The organism is Streptomyces sp. ISL-96, from assembly GCF_018614035.1.
Lineage (GTDB): Bacteria > Actinomycetota > Actinomycetes > Streptomycetales > Streptomycetaceae > Streptomyces.
This window is the reverse complement of the sequence record NZ_JAGGPA010000055.1, coordinates 68,075-83,135: the sequence shown is the minus strand read 5'-3', so window position 1 is coordinate 83,135 and position 15,061 is coordinate 68,075. Positions and strand designations below refer to the sequence as shown.

General features: G+C 69.7%; 14 protein-coding genes. 3 read left to right on the top strand and 11 right to left on the bottom strand.

Features of this window, described 5'->3' with window-relative positions; genetic code table 11:
* Positions 1-11: 11 nt before the first annotated feature.
* The 4 genes from alr to glmS form a co-directional block, all read right to left on the bottom strand.
* Positions 12-1,154, bottom strand: coding sequence for an alanine racemase (gene alr / locus J7E96_RS29225; protein WP_251070611.1), 1,143 nt, complete (start codon positions 1,152-1,154; stop codon positions 12-14).
* A 216-nt stretch (positions 1,155-1,370) separates the two neighbouring features.
* Positions 1,371-2,870 (bottom strand): NAD(P)H-hydrate dehydratase, encoded by a 1,500-nt coding sequence (locus J7E96_RS29220; RefSeq protein WP_215135539.1) that lies wholly within the window; start codon positions 2,868-2,870, stop codon positions 1,371-1,373.
* Between the two features lie 13 nt (positions 2,871-2,883).
* Entirely contained in the window at positions 2,884-3,252 is a 369-nt protein-coding gene (locus J7E96_RS29215) for a holo-ACP synthase (protein ID WP_215135537.1), read from the bottom strand.
* 4 nt (positions 3,253-3,256) lie between these two features.
* Positions 3,257-5,134, bottom strand: a complete 1,878-nt coding sequence (gene glmS / locus J7E96_RS29210) for a glutamine--fructose-6-phosphate transaminase (isomerizing) (protein ID WP_215135535.1) — start codon at positions 5,132-5,134, stop codon at positions 3,257-3,259.
* Between the two features lie 78 nt (positions 5,135-5,212).
* On the opposite strand from glmS, the gene coaA reads away from it, so the two are divergent.
* Positions 5,213-6,214 (top strand): type I pantothenate kinase, encoded by a 1,002-nt coding sequence (coaA, locus tag J7E96_RS29205; protein WP_215135533.1) that lies wholly within the window; start codon positions 5,213-5,215, stop codon positions 6,212-6,214.
* Positions 6,215-6,226: 12 nt separating this feature from the next.
* Positions 6,227-7,171, top strand: coding sequence for a DUF389 domain-containing protein (locus tag J7E96_RS29200; RefSeq protein ID WP_215135531.1), 945 nt, complete (start codon positions 6,227-6,229; stop codon positions 7,169-7,171).
* Here J7E96_RS29200 and glmM read toward each other — a convergent pair.
* From glmM to J7E96_RS29180, 4 genes are all read right to left on the bottom strand, one after another.
* Complete coding sequence (glmM, locus tag J7E96_RS29195; RefSeq protein WP_215135529.1) at positions 7,168-8,526, bottom strand: phosphoglucosamine mutase; 1,359 nt, start codon at positions 8,524-8,526, stop codon at positions 7,168-7,170. The two genes, J7E96_RS29200 and glmM, sit on opposite strands and share 4 nt — an antisense overlap.
* Before the next feature lie 127 nt (positions 8,527-8,653).
* A complete protein-coding gene (rpsI, locus tag J7E96_RS29190; RefSeq protein ID WP_214974318.1) occupies positions 8,654-9,181 on the bottom strand; it encodes a 30S ribosomal protein S9 in 528 nt (175 codons plus the stop codon).
* 45 nt (positions 9,182-9,226) lie between these two features.
* On the bottom strand, positions 9,227-9,670 hold the full coding sequence (gene rplM, locus J7E96_RS29185) for a 50S ribosomal protein L13 (RefSeq protein ID WP_215135527.1): 444 nt from the start codon (positions 9,668-9,670) through the stop codon (positions 9,227-9,229).
* A 227-nt stretch (positions 9,671-9,897) separates the two neighbouring features.
* On the bottom strand, positions 9,898-11,526 hold the full coding sequence (locus J7E96_RS29180) for an ABC-F family ATP-binding cassette domain-containing protein (RefSeq protein WP_215135525.1): 1,629 nt from the start codon (positions 11,524-11,526) through the stop codon (positions 9,898-9,900).
* Between the two features lie 47 nt (positions 11,527-11,573).
* Here J7E96_RS29180 and J7E96_RS29175 point away from each other — a divergent pair, with 47 nt between their 5' ends.
* Complete coding sequence (locus tag J7E96_RS29175; RefSeq protein ID WP_215135523.1) at positions 11,574-12,461, top strand: hypothetical protein; 888 nt, start codon at positions 11,574-11,576, stop codon at positions 12,459-12,461.
* Here the strand turns inward: J7E96_RS29175 and truA are convergent.
* The 3 genes from truA to J7E96_RS29160 all read right to left on the bottom strand — a co-directional run bounded on the left by truA (position 12,435) and on the right by J7E96_RS29160 (position 15,053).
* Positions 12,435-13,307, bottom strand: a complete 873-nt coding sequence (truA, locus tag J7E96_RS29170; protein WP_215135521.1) for a tRNA pseudouridine(38-40) synthase TruA — start codon at positions 13,305-13,307, stop codon at positions 12,435-12,437. The two genes, J7E96_RS29175 and truA, sit on opposite strands and share 27 nt — an antisense overlap.
* A gap of 87 nt (positions 13,308-13,394) precedes the next feature.
* The gene (rplQ, locus tag J7E96_RS29165) at positions 13,395-13,892 is read right to left on the bottom strand and encodes a 50S ribosomal protein L17 (protein ID WP_214974324.1); all 498 of its coding nucleotides are present in this window, start codon (positions 13,890-13,892) and stop codon (positions 13,395-13,397) included.
* Positions 13,893-14,030: 138 nt separating this feature from the next.
* Positions 14,031-15,053, bottom strand: a complete 1,023-nt coding sequence (locus tag J7E96_RS29160) for a DNA-directed RNA polymerase subunit alpha (RefSeq protein ID WP_003956430.1) — start codon at positions 15,051-15,053, stop codon at positions 14,031-14,033.
* Positions 15,054-15,061: the final 8 nt, after the last annotated feature.

Genomic DNA, 15,061 nt, shown 5'->3' with positions numbered 1-15,061 from the left:
GTGCCGCTCTCCTAGCTTTCGGGGTCCTCATTCACATAGACGCGCGGTACCCGCGATCCGATGCGGGTGACAATTTCGTACGCGATGGTCCCGGCGGCCTGCGCCCAGTCCTCGGCGGTCGGTTCCCCCCGGTCGCCGGGACCGAACAGCAGAGCCTCGTCCCCCGGCTCCACCACATCGGCCCCGAGGTCGACCACGAACTGGTCCATGGCGACCCGCCCGGCGACCCGGCGCCACTTGCCTCCGACGAGCACGGGCCCGCTGCCGGACGCGTGGCGCGGAATGCCGTCGGCGTACCCGACGGGAATCAGCGCAAGCCTGGTCTCCTCGCCCGTCACATAGTGATGCCCGTAACTGACTCCGTGCCCCTGCGGAACCCGCTTGACCAGCGCCACAGAGGCAGCGAGCGTCATCACGGGCCGCAGCCCGAAGTCCGCGGGCGTGCCGAGCTCGGGGCTCGGGGAAACGCCGTACATGGCGATGCCGGTCCGTACGAGATCGAAATGGGTCGCGGGCAGGGTCAGCGTGGCAGGCGAGTTGGCGATGTGCCGAACCTCCGGCTCGACACCGGCCTTCTCGGCGTAGTCCACCAGATCCCGGAAGACAGCCAGCTGAACGTCGATCGACGGATGCCCCGGCTCGTCCGCACAGGCGAAATGCGACCAGAGCCCGGTAACCCTGACAGCGTCCCGGACCTCCAGGGCGCGCCGCACCAGCTCGGGCCAGTCGGCAGGCTGGCACCCATTGCGCCCCAGCCCGGTGTCGGCCTTCAGCTGTACGCGCGCCACTCGCCCCGCCGCACGCGCCGCCGCAACCACTTCCTCCAGCGCCCACATCCCGCTCACGGATACGTCGATGCCCGCCTCGACCGCCTCGCGCCAGGGCCCGCCGGGGGTCCACAGCCAGCACAGCAGCGGCCCGTCGAACCCGGCGGCGCGCAGCGCCAGCGCCTCTTCGGGCGTCGCGGTGCCCAGCCAGGTCGCCCCCGCGTCGAGAGCCGCGCGGGCACAGCGCACGGCGCCGTGGCCGTACGCGTCCGACTTCACCACGGCCATCAACTCGGCACCCGCCGCGCGAGCACGCAAAGCCCGCACGTTGGCCCGAAGGGCCGCCAGGTCGATCTCGGCGCGGGCGCGCATGGGGGTATGAGTCATCGCGGTCATCGCGCCAAGTGTCTCAGAGCCCCACGCCACCCCCGCCGCACCTCACACCCCCAGCCCAACACCAGCCACCCTGGAGGAGACGAGACGGGCCCGCCAGGAGAGCCACAACGCGAGGGGGCGGGACGCGCAGGGGGTGTAGTTCGGGACGTAGAGCGTGATTTGTGGGCAGGACGCGGGCTTCGCGGAAGGCACCGCTTCGCGCCTAAATCATGCAGTCCCGAACGGTGCCCCCGGAGCGGCCCGCCCCCGCCCCACAACCCCCCGCCAAGCCCCCGGCACCGCATCCGCCACGTCAAGCGCCCCCACCGGCGCACCACCCGCCGCCAGCCGCCCCGCCAGCCCGTGCACGTACGCCGCAACCGACCCCGCGTCCACCGCCCCCAGCCCCGCCGCCAGCAGCGCCCCCGCAAGCCCCGACAGCACGTCGCCACTCCCCGCCGTGGCCAGCCAGGGCGTCCCCGTCGGATTCACCCGCACCGGCCGCGCCCCCACAAACCCGGGACCCGCCCCCGCCCCCGGAGCCGACGCCACCAGCGTCGTAGACCCCTTCAGCAGCACAGTCGCCCCGTACAGCGCCGCCAGCTCCCGCACCGCGACCAGCCGCCCCGACTCCACTTCCTCCCGCGAAACCCCGAGCAGCGCCGCCGCCTCCCCCGCATGCGGCGTGAGCAGCGTCGGCGCGTCCCGCCCCCGTACCATCGCCGGCTCCAGCGGCCGCAACCCGTCCGCATCGACCAGCACCGGCACATCGGACGCCAGCACATCCCCCAGCGCCCCGCCCGCGTCCTCCCCCAGCCCCGGCCCGACGACCCAGGCCTGAACCCGCCCCGCCTTCGACGCCGGCCCCGCGTGCACCAGCGCCTCCGGGAAGCGCGCGATGACCGCGTCCGCCCCGTGCCCCACGTACCGCACAGCCCCGGCGCCACCCCGCAGCGCCCCCGCCACCGCGAGCACCGCCGCCCCCGGATACCGTTCCGACCCGGCCACGACGCCCACCACTCCGCGCCGGTACTTGTCGCTCTCCGCCCCCGGAACCGGCAGCAGCGCGGCCACATCGTCGTGCTGCAGCGCCTCGACGTCCGCCTCCGCCGCTTCGAGATCGAGCCCGAGCTCGACCAGCCGCACGACTCCGGCGTACTCCCGCGCGGGGTCGATCAGCAGCCCGGGCTTGTACGCACCGAAGGTGACCGTCACATCGGCGCGCACGCACTCCCCCCGCACCTCCCCACTGTCCGCCTCGACCCCGCTGGGCAGGTCCACGGCGACGACAACCGCCCCCGAGTCCCGCGCGGCCCGCACCAACGGCACAGCGGCGTCCCGCAACCCGCCCTTCCCCCCGATCCCGGTGATCCCGTCGATCACAAGATCCGCCCGTGCAAGGGCCCCAAATGCCTCACCGGCCACAGACCCCCCAGCCCGCCGCAACGCCGCAAGTCCACCCCCATGCACCCGTTCCGCGTTGAGCAGCACAGCGGAAACCCCCGCCCCCCGCCGGGCCAGCCGCGCGCCCGCGTACAGCGCGTCGCCCCCGTTGTCCCCACTCCCGACGAGCAGAACCACCCGCGACCCGTAAACACGCCCCAGCAGCCCCGCGCACACCGCCGCGATCCCGGCCGCGGCCCGCTGCATGAGCGCACCCTCAGGGAGGCGGGCCATCAGCTCCCGCTCGGCGGTCCGCACGGTCTCCACGCCATAAGCAGCACGCATCTGCAAAAACACCTCACCCTTCGGCAATGACAACCGCGGAAGCGATCCCCGCGTCGTGACTGAGCGAGACATGCCAGGACCGCACTCCCAGCGTCTCCGCCCGCGCCAGCACCGTCCCGCTCACCCGCAGCCGCGGCTGCCCGCTGTCCTCGACGTACACCTCCGCGTCCGTCCAGTGCAGCCCGGCCGGCGCGCCCAGCGCCTTCGCCAGGGCCTCCTTCGCCGCGAACCGGGCGGCGAGCGAGGCGATGCCGCGCCGCTCACCGCTCGGCAGGTTCAACTCGCTCTTCAGGAACAGCCGGTCGGCCAGATGCGGCGTACGTTCCATCGACAACCGGAAGCGCTCGATCTCGGCAACGTCAATCCCAACCCCAATGATCACGCGCTCACTCCACCGTCACGGACTTGGCCAGATTCCGCGGCTGATCAACCTCATTGCCCCGAGCGGTAGCCAACTCGCACGCGAAAACCTGTAGCGGCACAGTGGAAACCAACGGCTGCAAAAGGACCGGTGTGGCCGGAATCCAAATCAAATGATCGGCGTACGGAACAACCGCCTCGTCCCCCTCCTCCGCGATCACGATCGTCCGGGCCCCCCGCGCCCTGATTTCCTGAATATTCGACACGATCTTGTCGTGCAGAACAGACCGCCCCCGAGGCGAAGGAACAACAACGACAACCGGCAGATCGTCCTCGATAAGAGCGATGGGCCCGTGCTTCAGCTCACCGGCGGCGAATCCCTCCGCATGCATATAGGCGAGCTCCTTCAGCTTGAGTGCTCCCTCCAGGGCCACCGGATACCCCACATGCCGCCCCAGGAACAGCACCGTGTCCTTCCCCGCCAGCGACCGGGCCAGCTCCCGCACCGGCTCCATGGTCTCCAGGACCCGCTCCACCTCCCCCGCGATCTCTGACAGCTCGCGCACCACGCCCCGGACCTCGTCCCCCCACTTCGCCCCGCGCACCTGCGCCAGATAAAGCGCGACCAGATAACAGGCCACCAGCTGCGTCAAAAAGGCCTTGGTGGAAGCGACGGCGACCTCAGGCCCGGCATGCGTGTAGAGCGCCGCATCCGATTCCCGCGGAATGGTCGACCCATTCGTATTGCATACGGCCAGTACCTTCGCGCCCTGTTCCCGCGCGTGCCGCAGCGCCATCAGCGTGTCCATGGTCTCGCCGGACTGCGAGATCGCGATCACCAGCGTCCGCGAGTCGAGAATGGGATCGCGATACCGGAATTCGCTCGCCAGCTCGGTCTCGCAGGGAATCCGCGTCCAGTGCTCAATGGCCAGTTTCGCGATCATCCCCGCATGAAAGGCGGTCCCGCAGGCGACCACCACAACCTTGTCGACTTCCCGCAGCACGGCATCTGGGATCCGCACCTCATCGAGCCGCAGCGAGCCGGAAGCATCGATCCGCCCCAACAAGGTGTCGGCGACAGCCTTCGGCTGCTCGGCGATCTCCTTGAGCATGAAGTAGTCGTAGCCGCCCTTCTCGGCCGCGGAGGAGTCCCAGTCGATGTGGTACGACCGCACTTGTGCCGGCGCACCGTCGAAATCAGTCACCGCGACCGACACCCCCGCTGCTCCGCCCCCACCGCTTTCGTCCCGCCGCAGCTCGACCACCTGGTCCTGACCCAGCTCGACCGCCGACCGCGTATGCGCGATAAACGCCGCCACGTCGGACGCGAGAAAGGCCTCGCCCTCCCCCAAACCCACCACCAGCGGCGAGTTCCGCCGCGCCCCCACCACCACATCCGGCTCGTCCGCGTGCACGGCGACCAGCGTGAACGCCCCGTCGAGCCGCCGGCACACCAGCCGCATCGACTCCGCCAGGTCCCCGCACGAGGAGAAGGACTCGGCCAGCAGATGCGCCACGACCTCGGTATCGGTCTCCGAGCCCAGCTCGTGCCCGCGCTCGGCGAGCTCGGCCCGCAGCGACGCGAAGTTCTCAATGATCCCGTTGTGTACGACGGCGACGCGCCCCGCGTTGTCCAGATGCGGATGCGCGTTGGCATCCGTCGGCCCGCCGTGCGTGGCCCACCGGGTGTGCCCGATGCCCGTGGTCCCGGCCGGCAGCGGCCGACCCACCAGTTCCTTCTCCAGGTTGACGAGCTTGCCCGCCTTCTTCCCCGCGGCCAGGCCCCCGTCGGCGAGAACGGCCACACCCGCCGAGTCGTAACCCCGGTATTCGAGCCGCTTCAGTCCCGCGACGACAACATCAAGCGCCGACTGCCCGCCGACGTACCCCACGATTCCGCACATGTCCGCACCCTACGGCCGACGCCCCCACGTGACCGAGCACACCACCCACGACAGCCCCGCGCACCCGACAATGTCCATGTGATCACTTCGCCGCCACAAGGCACCCAGCGAGGCACCCAGCGCCGGGCAGACGCTTCGCCGTACCTGGACCTCACCCGGGCGGAGTGGAGCGCGCTGCGCGAGAAGACCCCCCTCCCCCTCACCGCGGAGGAGCTCGAAAAGCTCCGCGGCCTGGGCGACGTCATCGACCTCGACGAGGTACGGGACGTCTACCTCCCCCTCTCCCGCCTGCTCAATCTCTACGTACAGGCGACCTCGGGGCTGCGCGGCGCCCTGAACACCTTCCTCGGCGACGCCGCCAACGGCCACGGCTCCCAGCGCGGCACCCCATTCGTCATAGGAGTGGCCGGCAGCGTAGCCGTGGGCAAATCAACCGTCGCCCGCCTCCTCCAGGCCCTGCTGGCCCGCTGGCCCGAGCACCCCCACGTCGAGCTGCTCACCACCGACGGCTTCCTCCACCCCATGGAGGAGCTCAAGAAGCGCGGCCTCCTCTCGCGCAAGGGCTTCCCGGAGTCGTACGACCGACGAGCCCTCACCCGCTTCGTCGCCGACATCAAGGCGGGCAAGGACGAGGTGACCGCCCCCGTCTACTCCCACCTGATCTACGACATCGTGCCCGGCGAGCGCCTCACGGTCCGCCGCCCCGACATCCTGATCGTCGAGGGCCTGAACGTCCTGCAGCCCGCCCTCCCCGGCAAGGACGGCCGCACCCGGGTCGGTCTCGCCGACTACTTCGACTTCAGCGTGTACGTCGACGCGCGCGCCGAGGACATCGAGACCTGGTACCTCAACCGCTTCCGCAAACTGCGCGATACGGCATTCCAGGACCCCTCCTCCTACTTCAGGAAGTACACCCAGGTCTCCGAGGAAGAGGCCCTGGACTACGCCCGTACGATGTGGCGGACCATCAACAAGCCCAACCTGCTGGAGAACGTGGCGCCAACACGCGGCCGTGCCACGCTGGTTGTGCGCAAGGGCCCCGACCACAAGGTCAAACGCCTCTCACTCCGCAAACTCTGAGGGACCGACACCGTGCTTCACCTCCGCCTGATCGTCCCTGCCGACCGCACCGACGAGGTCATAAGCACGGTGGAGAAGACGGTGGGCACCGCACACGTCGCCGTTCTCCCCGGGGCCGCCCGCGACCCGGCAGGCGACCTGATCATGTGCGACGTGGCGCGCGAGGCGGGCGACGACCTCATCAACACGCTCCGCGCGATGGGCATCGACGAATGCGGCTCGATCGCCGTGGAGAGCATCGACCTCTCCCTCTCCACCCGCGCCGCGAAGGCGGAGAAGGACGCACCGGGCGAGGGCGCGGACGCGGTGCTGTGGGAGCAGCTGTCAGAGGCGACGCACGAGGAGTCGACTCTCTCCGTCACCTACATCGCGTTCCTGTCGCTGGCGACGATGATCGCGGCCTGCGGTGTGGTGCTCGACAACGCGATCCTGATCGTGGGCGCGATGGCGGTGGGCCCGGAGTTCGGCCCGCTGGCCGGCTTCTGCACGGCGCTGGTGCAGCGCACCCCGAAGCTGGCCTGGCGCTCGTTCGCCGCACTGATCGTGGGCTTCGCGGCGGCGATGGCGGTGACGGTCCTGTTCAGCCTCTTCATGGACGCGACGAACCTGTTCACCGAGTCCATGCTGGCCGCGAAGCGCCCCAACACGGGCTTCATCTACGCCCCGGACCGGCTGTCGTTCGTAGTGGCCGTACTGGCGGGCGCGGCCGGCATGCTGTCCCTCACGTCGGCCAAGTCCGGCGCCCTGGTCGGCGTCGCCATCTCGGTGACGACGGTCCCGGCGGCGGCCAACGCGGCCGTGGCGCTGAGCTACGGCCAGGTGAAGCAGACGTGGGGCTCCTCCGAGCAGCTCCTGCTCAACCTGCTCGGCATCGTCGTCGCCGGTACGCTCACGCTGCTCGTCCAGAAGTACCTCTGGGCAAGGCAGCGCGAGCGTACAGCGAACAAGACCGCCTAACCGAGCGCGGACTTCACCACATCGGCGAGCCGCCCCGCGACCGCCTTCGCCTGCTCGATGTCGGCCGCCTCGACCATGACCCGCACCAGCGGCTCGGTGCCCGAGGACCGCAGCAGTACCCGTCCGGTGGCGCCCAGCTCACGCTCGGCGTCGGCGACGGCGGCCGCCAGCTCGGCTGAGGTGGTGACGCGCGACTTGTCGACGTCGGGCACGTTGATGAGGATCTGCGGCAGCCGGCTCATGACCCCGGCGAGGTCCGCGAGCGTACGCCCGGTGGCGGCCACCCGCGCGGCCAGCATCAGGCCGGTGAGGGTGCCGTCGCCGGTGGTCGCGTGGTCGAGCACGATCACATGCCCGGACTGCTCGCCACCGAGGGCGTACCCCTCGGCCTTCATCGACTCCAGCACATACCGGTCGCCGACGGCGGTCTGTACGAGCTGGATGCCCTCGCGCTCCATGGCCAGCTTGAAGCCGAGGTTCGACATGACGGTGCCGACCACGGTGTTCTTACGGAGCTGACCGGCTTCCCGCATGGCGAGCGCGAGCACGGCGAGGATCTGGTCCCCGTCGACCTCACGCCCTTCGGCGTCCACGGCCAGACACCGGTCGGCATCCCCGTCGTGCGCGACACCAAGATCGGCACCGTGCTCGACGACGGCGGCCTGGAGCATCTCCAGGTGCGTGGACCCGCACCCGTCGTTGATGTTCAGCCCGTCGGGGTCGGCGCCAATGGTGATGATCTCGGCGCCCGCCCGGGCGAAGGCCTCCGGCGAGACGCGCGAGGCAGCCCCATGGGCCTCGTCCAGCACGACCTTGACGCCGTCGAGCCGGTTCGGCAGTACACCGATGAGATGGGCGATGTACTGGTCGGAGCCCTCGTCGTAGTCGGAAACGCGGCCGACGCCCGACCCGGTCGGCCGGGCCCACGGCTCGCCGGCCCTGTGCTGCTCGTACACGGCCTCGATGCGGTGCTCCAGCTCGTCGGGGAGCTTGTGCCCACCGCGCGCGAAGAACTTGACACCGTTGTCCGGCATGGCGTTGTGGCTCGCGGAGAGCATGACGCCGAGATCGGCACCGAGCGCCCCGGTGAGGTACGCCACCGCGGGGGTCGGCAGGACACCGACCCGCAGCACGTCCACGCCCGCGCTCGCGAGGCCCGCCACGACGGCGGCCTCCAGAAACTCCCCAGACGCACGCGGATCACGTCCGACCACGGCGGTCGGCCGATGCCCCTCAAAGGTGCCCGCCTCGGCGAGCACGTGCGCCGCCGCGACCGACAGACCGAGCGCGAGCTCAGCCGTCAGGTCCGCGTTGGCGACACCGCGCACACCGTCAGTGCCGAAGAGTCGTCCCACTGGTGTCCTCCGAAATGCTCCGAAAATGCAGCTACAAAGCGAGAAAAGCCAGAAAGCGATAAACGAACGCCCCGGCAGCACACGAGGTGCCGCCGGGGCGAACGTCTGATACAGGCGAGCAGGCGGATTAGCGCTTGCTGTACTGCGGCGCCTTACGGGCCTTCTTGAGACCGGCCTTCTTGCGCTCGACCGCACGGTCGTCGCGGGAGAGGAAGCCGGCCTTCTTCAGCGTGGCGCGGTTGTTGTCCACGTCCGCCTCGTTCAGCGCACGGGCGACACCGAGACGGAGCGCACCGGCCTGACCGGAGACACCGCCACCCGCGATGCGGGCGATGACGTCGTAGCGGCCGTCGAGCTCGAGCACCTTGAAGGGCTCGTTGACTTCCTGCTGGTGAACCTTGTTCGGGAAGTAGTCCTCGAGCGTACGCCCGTTGATCTTCCACTTGCCGGTGCCCGGAACGATCCGGACGCGGGCGATGGCGTTCTTGCGACGGCCCAGGCCGGCGGCGGGCTGCGGGTCGCCGAAGCGGCCTGCGAGCGACTCGGAGGTGTACTCACCCTCGACGGGCACCTCGGACTCGAACGTCGTCACCTCGGCGAAGGTCTCTTCAGCCTCGGTGCCCTCGACGGGGGTCTCTGCAGTGGTCTCGGCCACGATTCTCCTCAGATTTCTTTCGTTCTTAGGGGGGTGTGGCCGGAACTACTGCGCGACCTGGGTGATCTCGAACGGCACCGGCTGCTGGGCAGCGTGCGGGTGCTCGGGACCTGCGTAGATCTTCAGCTTCGAGAGCATCTGGCGACCCAGGGTGTTCTTGGGGATCATGCCCTTGATGGCCTTCTCTACGGCCTTCTCGGGGCTCTTCGCCAGCAGCTCGTCGTAGCGCACCGAACGGAGACCGCCCGGGAAACCGGAGTGGCGGTACGCCATCTTCTGGGTCTTCTTGTTGCCGGAGAGGTGAACCTTCTCGGCGTTGACAATGATGACGAAGTCGCCCATGTCCATGTGCGGGGCGTAGATCGCCTTGTGCTTGCCCCGCAGGAGGGTGGCGGCAGTCGTCGCCAGACGGCCCAGGACGATGTCCTGCGCGTCGATGATGTGCCACTGGCGCGTGACATCGCCGGGCTTGGGGCTGTACGTACGCACGGTCGTAGCCTTCGCTTCTTCAGTGAGTGGGTCCTGACAAGGCCACCCGGACGATCACGACAGCCGTGGCGGCATTCGGGGACGCAACCCGTCTGCCTGCCGCTGGTCATCGGCCCGGTGGACCGGCGTAAGGGCCCCTCGCGTGAGAACGACCAAGCCAATACGCATAACGAACTGGAAGCTTACCCGCCTGCCCCGTACGGGTCAAAACGGCCCGGCGCAGGCGCCTACCGGACCCGATCCACCCGCCGCTCGTCCCACACCGGCTCCGCCGTCTCCCGCACCACACCGTCCGACCCGAACACCAGATACCGGTCGAAGGCCTTCGCGAACCACCGGTCGTGCGTAACGGCCAGCACCGTCCCGTCGTACGCCTCCAGCCCCTCCTGGAGCGCCTCGGCGGACTCCAGGTCAAGGTTGTCCGTCGGCTCGTCCAGCAGCAGCGCTGTCGTCCCCTCCAGCTCCATCAGCAGGATCTGGAACCGCGCCTGCTGCCCACCCGACAGCCGGTCGAACGCCTGGTCCCCCTGGCGCTCCAGCTCGTACCGCCGCAGCATGCCCATCGCCCCGCCCCGGTCCTTGGAGTGCTCGGACCACAGAATGTCGACGAGCGTCCGCCCGACCAGCTCGGGATGCGCGTGCGTCTGCGCGAAGTGCCCGGCCACCACCCGCGCGCCCAGCTTCCACTCCCCCGTGTGCTTGACGTCCTCGCCGGCGAGCAGCCGCAGGAAGTGCGACTTGCCGGACCCGTTCGACCCGAGCACGGCGACCCGCTCCCCGTAATAGACCTCAAGGTCGAACGGCTTCATCAGCCCGCTCAGCTCAAGCCCCTTGCACACCACGGCCCGCACCCCCGTGCGCCCGCCCCGCAGCCGCATCCGGATGTCCTGCTTCCGCGGCGGCTCCGGCGGCGGCCCCGCCTCCTCGAACTTCTCGAACCGCGTCCGCATGGCCCGGTACCGCGAGGCCATGTCGGGGCTGCTCGCCGCCTGCCCCCGCAGCCTCAGCACCAGCGCCTTGAGCCGCGCCCGCTCCTCCTCCCACCGGCGCAGCAGTTCCTCGAACCGGGCGAACCGCTCGGCCCGCGCCTCGTGGAAGGTGTCGAACCCGGCGCCGTGCACCCACGCGTCGGCCCCCGTCGCGCCGGGCTCCATGCTCACGATCTTCTCGGCGGCCCGCGAAAGCAGCTCACGGTCGTGCGACACGAAGAAGACCGTCTTGCGGGTCTCCTTCAGCCGCTCCTCCAGCCACCGCTTGCCGGGCACGTCCAGATAGTTGTCCGGCTCGTCCAGCAGCAGCACCTCATCGGGCCCCCGCAGCAGCGCCTCCAGCACAAGCCGCTTCTGCTCACCCCCACTGAGCGTCCGCACCTCGCGGAACTGCGCCTTGTCGTACTCAATCCCCAGCGCCGCCATGGAGCACATGTCCCAGACGGTCTCGGCGTCGTACCCGCCGACCTCCGCCCAGTCGGACAACGCCTGCGCATAAGCCATCTGCGCCTTCTCGTCGTCCACGGTCAGGATCCCGTGCTCGGCCCGGTCGACGGCCGCGGCGGCCTCCCGAATGCGCTCCTGGGACACCGAGACCAGCAGGTCCCGCACCGTCCGCTCGTCCTGTACGGACCCCACGAACTGCCCCATCACCCCGAGCCCGCCGCTCACCGTCACCGAGCCGCCATGCGGCTGCAGCTCCCGCGAGATCAGCTTGAGCAGGGTCGTCTTGCCCGCTCCGTTGGGCCCCACCAGGGCCACGACAGCGCCCTCCCCGACCCGGAAGGAGACGTCGCCGAGCAACGGCCGCCCGTCCGGCAGGTAGTACTCGACGTGTGCGGCCTCAAGATGTCCCATGCTCCGCATTGTCGCCGCCGTCCGCCGCATCACCCAACCGGATTAGGATGCGCGGCATGAGCTTTGGGCAAGGGGGGCCCTCCTGGGGTGGCCCCGAGGGACAGCAGAGCCCTCAGGATCCGTACGGAACACACACCGCACCCGACACGCCGGACTGGGCGGCACTCGCCGACGCCTCCGCCGCCCGCGCCCGCCGCAAGCGGTGGATGTACATCGGCGGCGGCGTCCTGGCGACCGCGATAGTCGGCGCGATCGTCGCCACAGCGGTAGTCACCACAAACAACAACACAGACCCCAACAACACCACGGCGACCGAGCTGCCGACCCCCGAAACCCTCCCCACCGAGTCCGCCCAGCCGGGCCCGTCCTTCTCCTCCCAGGCGCCCCCGCCCCCACCGAACCCCAGGGACTTCATCTCCAGCGCGCAGAAGGACAAGCTGCCGCTGAGCGCCGACACCCTCTTCCCCGGCAAGAAGCTGAAGATGGGCGACCGCGCGTACGCCAAGGGCGCGACGAACCGCACCACCAGCTGCTCCGCCGCGACCCAGGGAGCGCTGGGCTCCGTACTCGCCAGCAACGGCTGCGACCAGGTCATCCGCGCGACGTACGCGAAGGACGGCGTGGCCGTCACCATCGGCGTCGCGGTCTTCGACACCGCCGCCCAGGCCCAGCAGGCCAAGGAGCAGGCGAGCGGCGGCCTGGCCTCCCTCCCCGGCGCCGGCGTCCCGACCTTCTGCCGGGGCGGCTCGATCTGCCGCAAGACGACCAACGCCTACGGCCGCTACGCCTACTTCACCGTCGCCGGCTTCACCAGCGGCAAGAACGTCACAGAGTCCGACCAGGACGTCTTCACGACCGGCGACGACCTCGCGGAGTTCACCTTCCGCCAGATCCACCAGCGCGGAAAGACCCAGGCGTCAGCAGCAGCCACCGCCGCCGGGTGACCCGGGCAGCGTCCGCATGTTGCGGGCCTGCCGGGCACGCGCCGCCAGCAGCTCGTCAGCCGGATAGCCCACCTCTTCCAGCGTGAGGCCGTGCGGGCGTACGACATGGACGGCCGAGTCCCGTACGCCCGCCGCCAGCACCTTCCCCGGCCAGTCCGCGTCCCGGTGCCCGTCGCCCACGAACAGCATCGCGCCCACCAGCGACCGCACCATGTTGTGGCAGAAGGCATCGGCGCGCACGGTAGCGGTGATGACACCGTCCGCGCCCCGCTCCCAGCTGAGCTCCTGCAAGGTGCGAATGGTGGTGGCGCCCTCCCGCCGCCTGCAGTACGCCGCGAAATCGTGCTCGCCGACCAGCTTCTCGGCCGCCCGGTTCATGGCGTCGACGTCCAGCGGCCAGTCGTGCCAGAGCACATGTCCGCGCAGCAGCGGGTCGACGCCCCCCGGATTGTCGGTCACGCGGTACGCGTAGCGCCGCCAGACGGCCGCGAACCGGGCGTTGAACCCCGGGGGTGCCTCCGTGACCTTCCAGACCCGCACATCGTGCGGCAGCCGCCCCGCGAGCCGCCGCAGCAGCTTGTCGTGGTGCTCGGCCCACACGTCCTCGGGCAGGTCGACGTGCGCGACCTGGCCGCGCGCGTGCACGCCCGAGTCCGTACGCCCGGCGACCGTCAGCTCGTACGTCACCGAGGACCGCGTCACGGTCCGCAGCGCGTCCTCGATCTCACCGCAGACCGTGCGCCGCTCGGTCTGCTTCGCCCACCCGGAAAAGTCCTTCCCGTCGTACGAAAGGTCCAGCCGCACCCGCACGAACCCGGGAGCCGCTCCCTCAATGCCCTCGCTCACCCGCAAATCCTCTCAAAGCAACAAAAACAGAACGGGCCCGCACCGCCCCGAAGGGTGATGCGGGCCCGCCCAGTGGTGGCAGAACGCTCAGGCGTCCTTGGACTCACCCTCGGCAGCCTCGGCGGCCGGAGCGGCGTCCTCGACAGCCTCGTCCTTCTTGAGGGCGTCTTCCTTGACCGCACGCTTCGTCGCGGCCTCGGCCTCACCGGTGGCGGCCTGCGCCACGGTCAGGGCCTCGACGAGCTCGATGACCGCCATCGGGGCGTTGTCGCCACGACGGTTGCCGATCTTCGTGATGCGGGTGTAACCACCGGGGCGGTTCTCGTACCGCGGAGCGATCTCGGTGAAGAGCGTGTGAACGACGCTCTTGTCCGTGATCGTCTGCAGCACCAGGCGACGGTTGTGGATGTCGCCCTTCTTCGCCTTGGTGACCAGACGCTCGGCGACGGGGCGCAGGCGGCGGGCCTTGGCCTCGGTCGTCGTGATGCGGCCGTGCTCGAACAGCGACTTCGCCAGGTTGGCGAGAAGCAGACGCTCGTGCGCGGCGCTGCCGCCCAGACGGGCACCCTTTGCGGGACGCGGCATGGTGATTCTCCTCATGTCTGCACCGGCCGTATCAGGTACCGGTGTCAGTTCCCGCGAGGCGGCCGCCGCGCGGAAGTCTTCACATCAAGCCCGTCCGGCGATTGAGGACAAAGCCTCAGTCGCCGGCGCCGGGCATGATCAGTACTGCTCGGTCTCGACGAAACCGGCGTCCGCGTCGTCGTCGGCGCCAAAGGCGTCGGCGGCGGCGGTCGGGTCGAATCCGGGCGGGCTGTCCTTGAGGGCCAGGCCCATGCCGGCCAGCTTCGCCTTGACCTCGTCGATCGACTTCGCACCGAAGTTGCGGATGTCGAGCAGGTCGGCCTCGGAGCGCGCCACGAGCTCACCCACGGAGTGGATGCCCTCACGCTTGAGGCAGTTGTACGAACGAACGGTGAGCTCAAGCTCCTCGATCGGCAGCGCGAGATCGGCAGCGAGCGCGGCGTCCGTCGGCGACGGGCCCATGTCGATGCCCTCGGCGTCGATGTTGAGCTCGCGCGCCAGACCGAACAGCTCGACCAGGGTCTTACCGGCGGACGCCATGGCGTCACGCGGGCGCATGGCCTGCTTGGTCTCGACGTCGACGATCAGCTTGTCGAAGTCGGTGCGCTGCTCGACACGGGTCGCCTCGACCTTGTACGTGACCTTGAGCACCGGCGAGTAGATGGAGTCGACCGGAATACGGCCGATCTCCTGGCCCACCTGCTTGTTCTGGACGGCGGAGACGTAGCCGCGACCGCGCTCGACGGTCAGCTCCATCTCCAGCTTGCCCTTGCCGTTCAGCGTCGCGAGGACGAGGTCCGGGTTGTGGACCTCGACACCGGCCGGCGGGGCGATGTCAGCAGCGGTGACCAGGCCGGGACCCTGCTTGCGCAGGTACATAACAACCGGCTCGTCGTGCTCGCTGGAAACCACCAGCTGCTTGATGTTGAGGATGAGGTCGGTCACGTCCTCCTTGACACCCGGCACGGTGGTGAACTCGTGCAGGACGCCGTCGATCCGGATGCTGGTGACAGCGGCACCGGGGATCGAGGAGAGGAGCGTACGACGCAGGGAGTTGCCGAGGGTGTAACCGAAGCCCGGCTCGAGGGGCTCGATCACGAACCGCGAGCGGTACTCGTCGACGACCTCTTCAGTCAGCGACGGACGCTGAGCGATAAGCATGAGAAATG